The sequence below is a fragment of the Paenibacillus sp. SC116 genome, assembly GCF_024733555.1.
GTDB lineage: Bacteria > Bacillota > Bacilli > Paenibacillales > Paenibacillaceae > Paenibacillus_B.
Genome location: NZ_JANIOF010000001.1, coordinates 66,810 through 83,132 on the forward strand (window position 1 = coordinate 66,810; position 16,323 = coordinate 83,132).

9 protein-coding genes are annotated in these 16,323 nt (G+C 44.4%); 6 read left to right on the forward strand and 3 right to left on the reverse strand.

Translation table 11 applies throughout. The annotated features are described in order from the left end of the window. The first annotated feature begins 114 nt into the window (after nt 1-114). The 4 genes from NQ117_RS00225 (at nt 115) to NQ117_RS24090 (ending at nt 3,179) form a co-directional block, all read left to right on the forward strand. Nucleotides 115-657, forward strand: coding sequence for an AAA family ATPase (locus NQ117_RS00225; protein ID WP_258276025.1), 543 nt, complete (start codon nt 115-117; stop codon nt 655-657). A 126-nt stretch (nt 658-783) separates the two neighbouring features. Beyond that, a complete protein-coding gene (locus NQ117_RS00230; protein ID WP_258276026.1) occupies nt 784-1,761 on the forward strand; it encodes a glycerophosphodiester phosphodiesterase family protein in 978 nt (325 codons plus the stop codon). A gap of 259 nt (nt 1,762-2,020) precedes the next feature. Further along, nucleotides 2,021-2,479 (forward strand): hypothetical protein, encoded by a 459-nt coding sequence (locus NQ117_RS00235; RefSeq protein ID WP_258276027.1) that lies wholly within the window; start codon nt 2,021-2,023, stop codon nt 2,477-2,479. A 70-nt stretch (nt 2,480-2,549) separates the two neighbouring features. Then, on the forward strand, nt 2,550-3,179 hold the full coding sequence (locus NQ117_RS24090; protein WP_375163008.1) for a VanZ family protein: 630 nt from the start codon (nt 2,550-2,552) through the stop codon (nt 3,177-3,179). A 118-nt stretch (nt 3,180-3,297) separates the two neighbouring features. Here the strand turns inward: NQ117_RS24090 and NQ117_RS00240 are convergent, their stop codons facing one another. Next, on the reverse strand, nt 3,298-8,448 hold the full coding sequence (locus NQ117_RS00240) for a DUF7507 domain-containing protein (protein ID WP_258276028.1): 5,151 nt from the start codon (nt 8,446-8,448) through the stop codon (nt 3,298-3,300). A 341-nt stretch (nt 8,449-8,789) separates the two neighbouring features. Here NQ117_RS00240 and NQ117_RS00245 point away from each other — a divergent pair, with 341 nt between their 5' ends. Then, on the forward strand, nt 8,790-9,566 hold the full coding sequence (locus NQ117_RS00245; RefSeq protein ID WP_258276029.1) for an alpha/beta fold hydrolase: 777 nt from the start codon (nt 8,790-8,792) through the stop codon (nt 9,564-9,566). A gap of 4 nt (nt 9,567-9,570) precedes the next feature. Beyond that, nucleotides 9,571-10,224, forward strand: a complete 654-nt coding sequence (locus NQ117_RS00250) for an NAD(P)H-dependent oxidoreductase (RefSeq protein ID WP_258276030.1) — start codon at nt 9,571-9,573, stop codon at nt 10,222-10,224. A gap of 132 nt (nt 10,225-10,356) precedes the next feature. On the opposite strand, the gene NQ117_RS00255 is transcribed toward NQ117_RS00250, so the two are convergent. After that, the gene (locus NQ117_RS00255; protein ID WP_258276031.1) at nt 10,357-10,785 is read right to left on the reverse strand and encodes a hypothetical protein; all 429 of its coding nucleotides are present in this window, start codon (nt 10,783-10,785) and stop codon (nt 10,357-10,359) included. Nucleotides 10,786-11,332: 547 nt separating this feature from the next. Continuing rightward, nucleotides 11,333-16,222, reverse strand: coding sequence for a DUF7507 domain-containing protein (locus NQ117_RS00260; protein ID WP_258276032.1), 4,890 nt, complete (start codon nt 16,220-16,222; stop codon nt 11,333-11,335). Nucleotides 16,223-16,323: the final 101 nt, after the last annotated feature.

Below are 16,323 nucleotides of genomic sequence, written 5' to 3' on the forward strand. Positions count from 1 at the left end.
CCTCGCTGAATGTTAAACTGCTCTCACTTGGCTGAGAGATTCGAGTGTTGTATTCATTTAAATAAGATCATAATCTGTAGTTATAACAATCGATGCTGAAAAGGTGGAATGAAAATGCTAACTAATCAGAATAGAGGGATTTACCTTATTACTGGCGTTATGGCATCTGGGAAATCTACCGTTGCACAGCTGCTTGCAGAAAAGTTTGCGCGCGGTGTTCATGTACGTGGAGATACGTTCCGTAAAATGATCGTAAGCGGGAGAGTGGAGATGCTCCCGAACACAGAGGAAGAAGCGATTAGACAGCTGCGCTTGCGCTACCAAATTGCCGCTAACGCAGCAGATACGTATTACGAAGCAGGCTTCAACGTTGTATTACAGGACGTCATGATTGGCCCGATGCTGCAAGAAATGGTCGAGCTTATTCGTAATCGTCCTCTATATGTGATCGTATTGAACCCGTCAGAGGATGCAGTTGCGCACAGAGAGCTATCTAGAACCAAGCAAGGATATGGGCTTTGGACGATTGCTGAACTAAATCGTTCCTTACAAGAGGAAACACCGAAGATGGGGATGTGGCTCGACACAACGGATTTATCTGCTGAGGAGACTGTAGAACAGATTTGTCAAAGGGCATGTACAGAAGGTCGCGTCTGAGCGTAGTTGATAGTTAGATGATAGATAGAGTCGATATAATAAAAAGGTCAATCCATATGTGCGTACCAGTATGCTAAACTATTGAAAGCAGGTGAATACTTACTTAAGAAGGAAATTGGAGGGAATATGAAGAAGTTGAAACGATATGGAAAGCGGTTCTTTATTTTTTTCGTTATTTTAGTCGCATTTATGTTTGTGAATAATACGTCTCTATTTATAAAAGATAGTGGCAAGTCACCTGAACTGCTAGCTCATAGAGGGTTGGGTCAAACGTTCCCGATGGAAGGAATCCAGAATGATACTTGTACGGCGGAGCGAATCTATGAACCGGAGCATTCTTACTTAGAAAATACGATACCTTCGATGGAAGCAGCATTTGCAGCAGGAGCAGACACGGTAGAGTTGGATATTCAACCTACTACAGATGGCGAATTTGCTGTGTTTCATGATTGGACACTGGACTGCCGAACAGATGGCAAGGGTGATACTAGGGATCATTCAATGGCTGAACTTAAGAAATTGGATGTTGGCTATGGTTATACAGCCGATAATGGTGCGACTTATCCGTTCCGTGGTAAAGGGGTCGGGCTAATACCTACACTTGGTGAAGTATTAACGCAATTTCCAGAGAAATCTTTGCTTATTCATATAAAAAGTAATGATCCAAATGAAGGAGTGCTGCTTGCTCAATATCTATCTAAGCTCCCTACTAGGCAGTTGGAGCAATTGGCGGTTTACGGCGGTGACGAGCCTATTGCAGCTTTAAGAGAGAAGTTGCCGAATATCCGTGTAATGTCGATGGATACGATGAAAAGTTGCCTTCTTCCTTATGCAGCAGTAGGATGGACAGGTTATGTTCCAGCAGCATGTGAAAATACACAGCTCCATATTCCAGAGAAGTTTGCCCCTTATTTGTGGGGATTCCCAAGCAAGTTCCTCGCTAGAATGGAGGAGGCAAATACAAAAGTCATCCTCGTAGCAGGTAATGGAGGTTGGTCTGAAGGATTTGATAAGGAACTTGATCTGGCACGGCTTCCAGAAAAGTATGACGGCGGCATTTGGACGAATCGTATTGATGTAATAGCGCCTGCTGTGAAAGAGTGACCAGAATAAGGATTCGACGTATCCGACTTTTATATGATTTCCTAGCAGCAATGAATGGATTATTTAATAGTGCGTATAGCGTGTATGATAAAGAACCCGGCCCTTTCGTGGTCGGGTTTTTTTGTTATTCATGGCCATGCACGGCATAAATAAAGATTGTGTAATCTTACAGTTAAAGTCATATTAGGTCATATGTGAAAATACTATGGGTAGGGTGATCTATCGTGTTTTACAAATCATTAAAGGAGGAATACATGTTATGAAACGGTTCGGTCATGTTTTATTATCTTCAATTGTAATGATTATGGTGCTCGCCGCAGTTCCTGTTTATGCAGCATCAAGTACGTGGACGCTTGATATGTCATTATGTATGTATAACGGAAAAGTTTATAAGCAATTTCATCATTTAGCAGATGGGAAAAATGGAATAACAGTCTCAGGCACGGTGACAACGAAACAAAAAAATAGTGGAGCAAGCGTGGTGCCCCGCGAAATTACTGTCTTTCTCAGGGAGGATGATGGTCATACAAATAATCTAATCGGTAGTTTTAAGGTAAAGCCATCAAGTGCAGTGGGTGGAACGGTTCAATTCAGCCAGTACTTCCCTGGAGCTAACTCGGTAGGCGACCCAGATGGCATTGGTGAATACTATCTAGTTTGGAGTAAAGGAGCCAACGATTACTGGAGAATTACAGGTACGGGAACCATTTCGAATTAAAATCATGCTATGAGCAGGACAGTTGAAATGGTTCTGCTCGTTTATTCTAATCATGGGGGACATCGTAAAAATGTTTGATATAAGCTTTACGCTGCTTTACATCTACTCTTTACCATTATTCCTTCTGGCGGTGTTACTTGGAAAGTTTGTAATAAAGAAAAGCAATACCTATTTATTATTCCTTTCGCTATTCTTTTTTTACATATTAGCCTTGTTAAAATTAACGTTATTACCTCTCCCACTAGGCAGCCTTCTACATTCTCTTAGAGAGGAGGAGCAAAATACACTGCTTCTTATCAATCTCAAGCCTTTATGGCTCGCTGAACATTATTCCTTCCTACTTAGTGAGCAGCTGCTGAATGTACTATTATTAATCCCATTTGGTTTTTTAATAAATTATCTCTGTCAATCAAATACAAAAAATATAATGCTATATATGGTAGGATTCACGTTGTTTATTGAATTCCTTCAGTTTATGTTGTGTCTCTATTTACGTTATCCTTATCGTGTCATTGATATAAATGATGTTATTTATAACTTCGTTGGAGCATGTATGGGTTTCGTTTTCTTTAAATTGTTTTCATTCGTTTATGTCTTATATATTGATAAATACAATATTAAATTAGATCCTATATCGCAATTCATGTATAACGCTGGTAGCAGACATCGTCCAAACAGGAATAATTACGTTTCGCAATAAAAGTAAAACCGGCCTTATTTCACTAAGGCCGGTTTCTTTTTTCTTAAACGAGTTATTCGGTATGGATTAAAACGTTGTTGGAGTTAACCGTAAACCGTGGCTGGTCAGTTTTTAGTATTTATTCATGATGCTCTTCTACTTTAACGATGACAGTGTTGGAATCGACGGTAAACCTGCGAGGCAAATTGCCTAGCTGGAAGCTTACCGAGGCAAAGTTGCGCACTTTCTCATTAGGCGGCAAGCAGACTTGCTTCACCTCGAACGATACTTGGACGGATTGACCAGATGCTATCGTGCCTAACAAAATGCCTTTTTCCGGATCGGCATCTGGAATGCAGCGTCGATCAACCTCGACACTTTTTGGCACCAATTTCGTGCCTTTCTGCAGCAGGTCGGTCAACACGACGTTGTTGGCTGGAATGCTGCCTGTGTTGGTCACCGTAATTCTAAATTTGACCCTATCTCCAACGAAGATCCGTTCAGCATCCGATTTCTTTGTGACGGTAATCGGAAGCTCCGCGACTCTAACGGCTACAGAGGTGCTTAACGGTCCTGTTTGTGCGGAATCAACGAACGCCGTATTCACAATCGTTTCTCCCGGAACTGAGGTAGGAGGCACGGTAAACGGAATGATAAGTGTGACTGCAGCTCCGATATCCTGAAATACAACGGTACCGTTAAGACCAAGAAGCGGATCGCTATAGCGAATATTGGTCAATGGAACGTTACCTGTATTAACTCCTCGTGCCTGGAAGAATACGGTTTGGCCTGGCAAGGCAATAGGCGGAAAGACCGTCTTACTAATGTCGAGTCTTGGGAGAGAAGCTACGGTTACTTCCGCTGTAGCAGAAATAGGCTCTGTCTGGTCGGAGCTTAGTACGGCCGTATTTGTTAATACAGTTCCTCCAACTGCATCAGCAGGTACCGTGAATGTGCGGGACAATATAATAAAGAAATCAGCTGGGAGGAAATCCACTGTTTTATCTATGCCAAGAAAATCATCGACAAATCTTACGTTAGTGAGCGGAGCACCAGTTGTGTTACGTATTTCAAAAGTAAAGGTAACCGTTTCTCCTGGTGAAGCGACAGATGGCTCTACCCGTTTAACCAGACTAAGCTGCAGCGCAGGCAGCACGGTGAGCGAAGCTGTAGAAGAAGATGGTCCAGTTTCATTGGATGTTGCTGTAGCTGTATTAGTCAATACCGTTCCCGCAGGTACACTTGGTATCTCAAATGGAATAGGAATCGAAATGGACGAACCTGCTGGTAGAGAAAGAAGAACCGAACTGAAATTCAAGGTTGGATCGGTGATGACGACATTCGTCAAGCTGACGTTGCCTGTATTTTGTACGACAATCGTTGCGGTAACGGTTTGCCTTGGAGCGGCTTGTAGTGGATCGATGGTTTTGGTTACTTGTAAGCTCGGACTTGGATCAACGGTAACCGTAGTAGTGCCTTCTTCAGGGTTGGTCTGATCGGACACGACCACTGCTGTATTCACAATCACGGATCCGTTCGGTGCATTTGCAGGAATCGTGAACTGGAACGGTAGTGTCTGACTTTGACCTGGATTTAACGTACCGAGCTCTTGGTTGATGCCAAGTGTATCGTCCGTCAATAGGACATTGGTTAATACGACCGTTCCCAGATTGGATACAGTAATCGAGTACGTGACCGTTTCGCCTGGGGCGGCAGCTAAGCGATCTGCTGTCTTTACAACCGTTATTATTGGTGGTAGCGGGTTGACAAGAACTTTGGCTGTTGCTGTTACCGAATCGGTCTGATCCGATACCGCTAGGCTGGTATTTATAATAACCGTGCCGATTGCTGCATCAGCAGGGACTGTGAAAGTAGGTGTCAGGCTCGTCGATTGTCCGACAGCTAGAGTAGGTATTACCGTATTTAGGCTGAGCAGGGGATCACGGATGTTGACGTTCGTTAAGTCTACGTTGCCCGTGTTTGTAACCGTAATGGTATACGTGATTAGCTCACCAGGAAGTGCATTATCTCGATCTGGCGTTTTCGTAATGGCAATAGCGGCAGCGTTGTTGACCGTTACCGTTGTCGTTGCATCCTTCGGTGGCGTTTCCGTAGGGGTTACGGTAACGACGTTCGTTATAACTGAGCCACCAGCAGCAGTGCTAGGAATGACGAACGGTATCGTCTTGGTCACGGAGACGCCTGGAGCAAGAGAAGCGATCGTATTATTAATCGAGAGCAGCGGATCGGAAACCACGACATTGGTCAACGTGAGCGTGCCCGTGTTGGTAATCGTAAGCGTGAAGTTGACTGTGTCGCCCGGGTTGGCTTGCGTTTGATCAACGGCCTTGCTAACGAGAAAGTCAGGCTGCAATACGACAAGTGATGCATCATCGCTATCCTGTACCGTTTGCGAATCAAACGATCCGGTTACGGTAGCAATATTATTGAACGGACTGGTGGCGCCGCTTGGAACGACAAACGGGAACGTAATCGTTTGCGAATCACCGACGGCGATTGTACCTATCGTCTGGCTTAATCCGAGCAGTGGATCAGTTAGCAGAACGTTGGATAATGCGGTATTGCCCGTGTTTGTCACTTCAAATGTATAGGTGACGGTGCTGCCAATAGATGCTTCAGCAGGTGATACTGTTTTGATAAGCACAATGCCAGGCTGTCCGAGTACAGCTACGACCGCGTCTGCTTGACTCGGACCCGTCTGATTGGTTGTCACCGTTGCAACGTTTACGATCGTATCGCCCTGCACGGCAGTTATTGGGATATCGAATGGTATCGTGAGAACGATAGAATCTCCTGGTTCAACCGTATCAAAGGTTTGATCAATACCTAACGTAGGATCGACAATGCGCAAATTCGTCAGTGTCTCATTGCCCGCATTCGATGCTGTAATGGTGTAGTTCACCGTATCGCCAGGCGCGGCGATTTGTGGAGAGACCGTTTTTACAATAAACACATTTGGAATTGGGGTGACGACTATGGTCGCCGTGTCGGATGTCGGTGGCGTTTCATTGGAAGTAGCCGTTGTTAAGTTGGTAAATACAGTGCCAGCAGGAGTTCCAAGAGGTACCAGGAACGGAGCCGTAAATGTCTGGGTTTCGCCGATACCCAATGAAGGGATAACTTGAGCAAAGCCGATTAGATCATCTTTAACGGTGACATTTGTAATTGGTGCGTTGGACGTATTGGTAACCGTAAGCGTATAGGTTACCGTATCACCAGGCGCGACGCTAATCCGATCGACTGTCTTCACTACATCCAAGCTAAAGGTTGGCAGTACGGTGAACTCGGTAATAGCGTTTGCCGGAGGCGTCTGATCAGAAGTTCCGGTAACGATATTGCTAATGACTGTCCCAGCAGGTGTATTTGGCGGTACGACAAATTTAGCTTCGAGTGTTACCGATGCTGCAGCAGGCAAGCTGGATAATATATCGATCAAGCCAAGTGTTGAATCCTCAATGCGTACGTTCGTTAAATCAAAGCTGTTCGGATTCGTAACCTTAAATGTATAGAGGACGGTATCACCAGGGAAGGCGGTTTGCTGGGATGCTGTTTTAGAAAGAAGAAGAAGAGCGCCTGATGGAATGATTTCTAAAATATAATCTTCTACTTCCCCATCTGAGGCAGGGCCTACACTTCTTGTATCTTCTCCGAATAGAAAAACATTCTGGTTAACTAAATTGTCTGTTGTGAGTCTTAATCTTACAAATGTTTGGCCAGGAAATAATACTAATGAAGGAGTGAGAGAGTTAGCTGTTGTGAAACGAATTGTAATGGTTTGCGTACCCGATAGTGAAGGGACGACTTGAACATCAGATGCTTCAAAACCCTCGAAAATACCGTTACCATTAAAATCAACCCAACCATATAAGTTGGCAGGAATTCCTGTATTGTTGGTTACTCTTACATTTAATGAATACGTAGTTAACAGTGGGCCTTCTACGAGGACAGGTAAAGGAACGGTTAGTCCATCATCTTGAATGCCTTTTGGAATATCGTCGCCTGTGGCCGTTGGATTTTGAAGCGCATCAAGCTCTGTTGTTACTTGTGTGCCAAGGAAAAGGGCATTGGATGTCTGATGGCGCGGCCCATTGTTAGCAAGCAAGGTAGAATAGTCACCCGGTCCATTTCCTGCTGAAATATCTGGTGCATCACCAAAGTCAGTGCCTACCGTCGCAAAAGGGCATAAGGTAGCATCATTGAATTGGGTGATAACGGTCGTGGAAAATCGTGATGAGGTTGCCGTATTGCCAGAAATGATATATCGGTACACGCCTCCGGTATTATTCGCAATGGCAAATATGGCTCCAGTAGCATCGATAGCCATAGCACCAAAGGAAGTAGTGGTAACGAGCGGAGTTGTCGTTAGGCTGGTGACCGCTCCTGTAGTAGGTACAATCCGCTGCACGGGTCCCGTAGGTAAAATACCGTATAAATTTCCATCTGCTGGACGAAATACCCAGTCACTAATAGTTGCCGTTCTGGTCAGGACAACGCCAAAATTGCCAAACTGTTCTTGATACCCACTGGCAGGGCTAACTAGCTTTAAGTAAGTTGCAGAATTCGGACGCAGGTCGATGACATAAAATTTTGTACCATCATTGACATAGATATATAAAAATCCGTTCAAATCAAAAGTGCCTACATTATATCCGTCTGCAGGCAATCCGGGTGGTAGAGGGGACAGGATCGTTACATTGCCACTACGGTCGACACGAACAATATGATTCGTCGTCTGTTCATAGCCATAAACGTAATTGTCTAATGGATTGTATCCAATCGCATTGACTTCAAGAGCTGGATTTAAGAGGCCTTGCGAAATAGCGGCCCCCGTTACAAGGTTAATATTAAACCATTCCGTAGGTCGGCCTGAAAATTGAACCATTGTCGTCGTACAGAATAGTGGATTATCAGTCGTGTCATGGCTAAAATTTTGATTCGCTATAACCGCGTTTCCAGTAACCTGAGCAGCGGTCACAACGATTGTGAATTTCCTTGGCCCATTGGATACGGTAAATCCAGTAGGTTGAGTAAACGTGGTAGGAGGGCATGTCAATCCAGGGTCAGCAACCGTCTCATACACGGTATAAGTCCCGGCAGTCGTAATCGTAAAGCTGTAGTTTCCATTTGCATCGGTGATCGTAGAGGCACAGGTTCCGCCTGTACTGCTGAATAACACAACAAACACGTTAGGTATGCCCGGTTCTCCGGCATCAAAGAGGCCGTTATGGTTTAAGTCGTTAAATACAATTCCCGTAATTGTTGCTGGCATCTTGCTGTCTCACTCCTTTCTAATTGCCTTAATTCTAACTACACAATCCAGTGGCTAAATATCACATCACTCCGCATTCGCCTATTTGTACTGTGGATATTATATGCGTGGTTACATCTCACCGTGCCCATTATCTAACTCATGATGGAATTGAGGTGAATTGTTTTCACAAGCTGTTCAAATACGGGGATCATGTAACTAAGAAAAACGTTGAATCGATTTGAAATCACAGTTCAATGTGATAAACTTCACATAAATATATGTAAGAAAAGATATATTTCAGGTAATCCTTTTATTATCTATATGATTGCAACTAGTATGAATCGTGGAGATGAGTCAGCATGAGATTTTCTTACGGGAGCAATTCTATTTATTATCAAAAAGAGGGGCAGGGACCTGTTCTTCTTTTTCTACATGGACTTGGTGGCAATTCGAGCAACTGGATTTATCAGCGAAAGTACTTTCAGAATCATCGAACGGTCATTTCGGTGGACTTGCCTGGTCATGGTCAGTCAGAAGGATCACATATCCGATTCCATGAATATTGGGAAGTGATTGCTTCCTTATTAGAGCATCTGAACATTTCATCTTGCACAATTTGTGGACTCTCTAAAGGAGCGCGGGTTGGTCTTGACTTAGCCTTTTACCGTCCAGAAATGATCGATGGCTTAATTATGGTGAATTCCTTTGTGCGTCTGCGATCTGATGATCGGGTTGCACGCATGAATATTTATGGATTACTTGATTTAGATGATGGGGGAGAACAGTGGTCGGACGTTTTGCTTAGAGAAATGGGTGTATTAGAGTATCCAGCTATCGTTAGAGGATTTAAACATTCATTAAAAACGATGAATCGGAAGCATGTGCAGCAGCTGTTTTATGAATTGGCAGATGTCGATCAGAGGGACAAGCTGGAGCGATTAAACTGTCCGGTACTCGTTATAAGAGGGGTTCATGACCATTTCGTTCCTGAATTTTACGCAAATGAAATCAATCATTTAGTGAAACAATCTGAGATCGTAGTGATGGAGCATTGTGGTCATCTTCCTTATTTGGAGAAGTCAGCTGATTTTAACCATATTGTTGATGCGTTTTTGCTAAGAAGAGAAGGAGATTAAAAACATGAAACCATTTATTGTATTTGCTCACCATGAGCCGCAATCGTTTTGTGGTGCGCTTAAAGATACAGCGATAGATTTATTTACCGAACGAGGTTATGAAACGAAACTCTCTGATTTGTATCAAATGGCGTTTAAGCCTGTTGCGGATTGGAGTGACTTTCAAACTCCCCAAAATCCAGACTATTTAAAATATGGTGCCGAACAGCGTCATGCTTATGAGCATGACAACTTATCACCAGATATCATACTGGAGCACAACAAGTTGACGGAGGCTGATCTGGTCATCTTTATTTTCCCACTCTGGTGGCATTCTGTGCCGGCCATATTGAAAGGCTGGTTCGACCGCGTGTTGGTGCCAGGCTTTGCGTATGGAAGAAACCAAACATTTGCGAACGGCTTATTAAAAGGAAAGCGCGCCATGCTTGTGTTTACAACGGGAGCAGAACCAGAGCGTTATGAGGATGAGAACGATCTGGGTATCCTAGAATATCATTTGCATGGCATCGAGCATGGAACATTAAAGTATGTCGGGATGGACATTGTGCCTTATTTTGCGGCATGGCAACCTGCCCATGTTTCTGTGGAGAAGCGGGTGGAATATTTGCAACAATTTAGAGAAAGATTGATAGCTGTGATAGAGGAATCTGAGCAGTAGTTGTGTTCGAACATACTATTCTTACCCTAAGCGATGAAAACCCTATATTCCAAACAATAACCGGCCTTCGAAAAGGCCGGTTATATCTTTATTCCGCATGTGCTTCACTTTTAGATGCTTGAAGTTCTATTTTTATGGTTGTGCGTAAGCAATCGCGTTAAAGCTTTCTGGACCAATACGGTTAACACCAATGCCAATACCAGAAACACTTATGAAGGCTTGGTAAATTAAGAAGTCCGGCGTAGTTGGTACATTAAAGTCGACTGCCGTAATCGTAAAGCTAGCCGCACTCCCAATAACTGCTGGTGTCGACTCGATTCCTGAATATACAACTACTGTACCATTACGGACGATTGTAATTTGAGCCGTACCTAGTACAGCGAGCAAGACGCCAAGTGTAACGGTTGCGTTCAGGTGCACATTTACGGTACCTGTACCAGCATTCGAAATGTCCAAACCGAGTGTAGCGAACAGCGCAGGAGCTGGCGTAGCTGGAATTGCAAGAGAGTTTGCATAGCTTGCATTTTGTGAAACTTGTCCGTCTAGAAATCTTGATGCCATTTATATCACCCCATTATTAAGATATGAGGATTTAATAGAATAGTGTGGACAATAAGAGGGTCATATAAATATCCGCTATTGACAAACCAATTTTAGAGAAACTTAATTAATTGACTTTAATGGCAGGTAACACTAGTTGCGAATATTTTCAAACTCATATATAGAAAAAGAATTAGTTTCTGTATCAGAGTTAACCTATTATGCATATCATATAACTTAACCCCCAATGAGTCTTTTTATTTCTCCTGGCTCGATTTAGAGTAGGGGTTTCTTCATTTACAGTCTTCTTGGGTTCATAGCTACGGAAATGACCAACTTCAGTGACAATACCTTCTGGATTTCAATAGAGAGTGCTATCTTAATAGGTCTAAATACGTGCAGCCAGTCGAAGGGATACGTCCTTTGATTGGCTGTTTTTATTGCTCATTACATTTGGAGCAACCTTCTTCTCCTTTATTTGGTCTCTTTCAACTGCTATATAAAGAAGCGTCCTATTGAACGGAAGCTCAATGGGACGCTGTTAAGGTGTAGATGTTAAAAGTAACTTCTATTCCGCATGCTCATCTACTTTAATGACGACCGTGTTAGAAATGACAGAGAGTGTTTCTGTAGCGCCTTCTGGGATAAAGGTCACTGTGGTGCTATTGCGCACTTTCTTCGAAGGCGGTTCGAACTTTTGTTTAACAAGGAACGTTACTAGAACCGACTGATTTGGAGCTAGTGAACTGATGTTGATGCCTGATTCCGGATTTGCACCACAAACATGCTTATTGTCGATATGAACGCTGTCGCTTATAAATTTAGTGCCTTCTTGCAGCACATCCGTAAGCACAACGTTGTTTATGGTCGATTGACTCGTGTTGGAAATGCGAATGGAGAACTTTAACGTGTCACCAACAAAAATGGACTGACAACTTGCTTCTTTAGTTACCGTTACTGGAAATCCGGCAACTTGGACGGTTGCTACAACTTGTTGCGGTGCTAACTGAGAAGAAACAACGAGCAATGTATTGACAATTTCACTGCCAGGAACCGCTGTAGTCGGGACGACAAATGGAACGATTGCGGATACGGTAGCCCCGACGTCCAATGATACGACGGTAGCAACTAATCGCAAGAAAGGATCGGCGAATCGAATGTTCGTCAATGGCACATTTCCCGTATTGGTTGCAGCTAAGCGGAAGAATACCGTTTCACCTGGTGAAGCGACCTCAGGCTCAACAATTTTGCTAAGGGCGAGCTGCGGAATGGCTCTCACCGTAATGCTTACAGCGGCAGTGACAGGTTCCGTTTCATCGGAGCTTGCTGTGGCTATATTCACAGTAGTACTTCCTCCCAGACTGCCTGCTGGAATCGTAAATGTACGGCTTACGACGGTAAAGAAGCCGACAGGAATCAAATCTACTGTTCTATCAATACCGAGCAGTTCGTCGACAAAACGCACGTTAGTTAACGGAGCATTAGACAGGTTCCGGAGTTCAAACGTAAATGTAACTGTTTCTCCCGGAGCAGCTGTAGCCGGTTCTACGCGCTTGTTTAGGCTTAACTGGAATTGGGCAAGGACGGTCAAGGATGCTGTTGAAGTACTTGGTTCTGTCTGGTCTGAAGTCGTTGTAGCAGTATTTGTGATGACAGTTCCCGCTGGAACGAAAGGCACCTCAAAAGGAATCGTATACACTTCTGTTGCGCCTGCTGGTAATAATGGCACGGTCGCAGAGAAATCTAATGTTGGATCCGCTATGGATACATTTGTTAGATCGACGTTGCCTGTGTTCCGAACAGTAATCGTAGCTGTAACCGTTTGACCAGGTGCTGCTTGCGTCATGTCGAGTGCCTTTGTAACGAGCAGAGCTGGTAATGGAAGGACGGTTACCGTAGTAGTCGATTCTTTAGGATTGCCTTGGTCGGTAGTAACGACTGCGGTATTAACGATCGAAGAACCCGGTTCTGCATCTGCTGGAACAACAAAAGTGAAGAATAGTGTCTGCGTGTCACCTGGATTTAAAGTACCGAGTAGTTGAGATATGACGAGAACTTCATCCGTCAACAACACATTTGTTAAGACGACGGTACCTGCATTTGTGACGGTAATAGAGTAGGTAACTGTTTCTCCCGGTGCAGCCGTTAGGCGGTCTGGTGTCTTCACGATTGTTACGACAGGCGGTAATGGGTTTACGAGCACATGTGCGATAGTATCTACCGAGTCGGTCTGATCGGACACGGCCGTGCTTACATTCGTTATAATGGTGCCGATCGGTGTTCCTAGTGGAATAATAAACGAAAGGACATAACTTTGAGATTCACCAATGCCGAGTGTTTGGATGACAGTATTTAATCCCAGTAATTCATCACTAACACCTACACTTGTTAACGCTTGATTTCCAGTGTTAGTCACTGTAATCGTGTAATTCACCGTATCACCAGGTAAACCATTGTCTACGTCAGGTGTCTTGGTCAGTTCGATGGCAGGTGCAGGGCTAACAGTTACATCTACTGAGGCTTGTTGAGGCCCAAGTTCAGTAGGTGTTACAGTAACCGTATTGGTAAAGACGGTGCCTGCTAAAGCATCTTCTGAAATATCGAACGGTAAGGTAAGGGTTACCGTCGCACCCGGATCAAGTTGTGGAATCGTTGACACGTAAGATAATAGCGGATCGGATATGTTTACATTCGTCAAGGTGAGCGTGCCTGTATTCGTGATCACGAATGTGAAATTCACGGTATCCCCTGGATTGGCTGTTGCTCGATCGACACTTTTTGTGAGTGTAAAGGCAGGCAGTAGGATATCCAACGATGCAGACGAGCTATCGATTACCGTTTGCACACCGGCATTGCCCGTCACTGTAGCAATATTGATGAATGGAGTTAGTGAAATATTCGGGACTACAAACGGGAAATTTATGGTTCTCGAATCACCCACGGCTAACGTGCCGAGCGTTTGGTTGAGTCCTAGGAGCGGATCGACAATCTGCACATTAGTTAATGTCGTGTTTCCTGTGTTTGTGACGTTAAACGTATACGTAACAGAGGAGCCTGGTGCGGCTTCTGTTGGGAAGACTGTCTTCGTCAATAAGATCGTTGGATCTGCTATTACGGTAACGATTGCATTGGATTGTTCAGGTGGTGTTTGGTCGGTAACGACATTTACCGTATTTACTATCGTGTCGCCTTGTATTGCAGTGGCAGAAACGACAAATGGCTGTGTGAGTATGAATGTGTCGCCTGACGTCAATGCATCGATCGTTTGATCGATACCAAGCGTCGGATCGGTAATACGTACGTTCGTTAACGTTTGATTACCCGCATTCGAGACGGTAATCGTATAGATTACGGTGTCTCCAGGTGCTGCCGTCGGTTGATCGACGGTCTTGAATACAAAGATAGTCGGAATGGGCGTTACAATGACTGTGGCTTGATCGGACCGTGGACCCGTTTCATTGGACGTAGCGGTAGCTACATTCGTAAAGGTGGTTCCTGCGGTTGTGCCCGGCGGGATGGTAAATAGAACCTTAAACACTTGAATGTTACCTGGAGCCATAGGGAGGAGATCAAGCGCAAATCCAGTCAAGGAATCGGTGACGGTTACGCCATTCAGCGTAGCATTTGATAAATTGGTGACGGTAAGGGTGTACGTAACTGTTTCTCCAGGTGCAGCGGATACACGATCTGGAGTCTTTGTGATCGCCAGATCAAAGCTTGGTAGAACGAGCACTTGAGCATCATCACTTATTGGTGGTGTCTGGTCTGAAGTAACAGTCGTAATATTGGAAATCGTAGAATTAGCAGGTGTTCCGGGAGGGACGAAAAAGTCGACAATAAAATTCGTGGTTGTCCCTGGTGCTAAACTGGAGATAACGTTAATAAGTCCGAGCAAGGAGTCCTCTAGCCGTACATTCGTCAACTCTACAAAAGATGGATTTGTAACCGTGATCGTATATTGAACGAGTTCTCCAGGCGAAACGACTAACGGTGAAGCTGTCTTTACAATGTCAAGCTGAGGAGCTGGTACTACAATTACATCTACTTCATTAGACGGGATATTCCCATCCAAGATCGGGCCGCCAGCAACGCTCTGATATTGGAAAATGGCATTAGCCTGATTTCTTATTACATTATCAATAGGCAGTGTCGCAATTTTTACTTGGAATTGAATACGGACCGATCCACCAGGGGCTAGAGAACCGACAGGAACTCCGATGGTGGGGTCTGATCCAGCTGGAGCAGGTGAACTATTAATTAGTACGCTGCCAGGAATAAAGATAGTGTCGTTCGGAAGGGGGTCGACGATAACGGTAGAATTGGCAGATGTTGTCCCGGTATTTTGAACAGTGACAGTGTACGTTAATATTTGCCCGACGAAGGCCTGACTTGTATCGACGGTTTTATCGACGTTGATGATCGGTGCATTGATGTCAATGTAGAGACCAGCGGCATAGATCGTGTATCCATCTGATGCTGTTCGCAATTGGAGTACAGCAGACGTCTGATTGTTCGTTAATGTGCCGGAAACGTCGACATTTGTAATATCCCAGCCTTGTCTGCCACCTACAACTTGAACGGAACCTACGGCGTTTCGAGTGCCGAACGTACCTGCTGTATCCACATTTCCGCTATCATCATTTATTTGACTAGCAAAGAAATTGTTTGAGGTATTATTGGGTCCCGTTATTATAGTCAAATTCCCTAAAGCTGGACCAAATCTAATCTGATCCCCTCCTTTGCCGGCATCACCATCCCCTGCACAAAACTGAAGTCTTCCTGTTACTGGGCCGATTGTTGGTGTTACGAAGCCTGAAATCGTAGTATTAACCGTGGGACTGCCTGCGAATTCAATATCCACGATCCCAACATTCAAGCTTAAATTACGGAAAGGTAATGAGAAGTTCTCGTACACGACGCAAAGCGTCCATCCATAATGGTTCCCTGAATTGCTTCCAGCATTCTCAATATTTCCGACAACTCCGCCTACCGTATATGTTCCAGCACCACCGGCTTGAATAATTGATGTTACGTTAGCCGATCGGAAATAGTTGAAATTCCCGTTGATGAACAAAAGCTGCGCGGTAACCGGATCAGGTGCAACGCTAACTGTTGAGCCTAGCGGCGTCGTAACGGATACAGATTTGTCGATAAACGGTGAAAAATCAGTAGTTCCACCTGTTACCGCGTACGTACCGGCCCATACAAGCTCCGCGTAAAGGATGCTGCTTCCGGGCGGCAGGCGAAGGACGGCGCTAGCGCTATCTTGATTGAAATCATTCGTCGTACCTGGTGGAAAGGTTCCAAACCGCAAGGGTGTGTTCGTCGTCACAAGCGCTCCGATGTAGTCTAGAGTGCCAGGTGCTCCAGGGAACCCAGATACGCTTAATCCGAGTGTATTTCCGGTGAACGTAATTGCGCCAGTATTGTTCCCCGTAAATCTAAGAATAAAGGCCAAAGGATTTCCTCCTTGTTCGTTTATACAGAATGAAATACATACAATAAGATTGGATTCGACCTTGAGTATTAATGTATTTTTTATATGTGCCCCATTTTAAT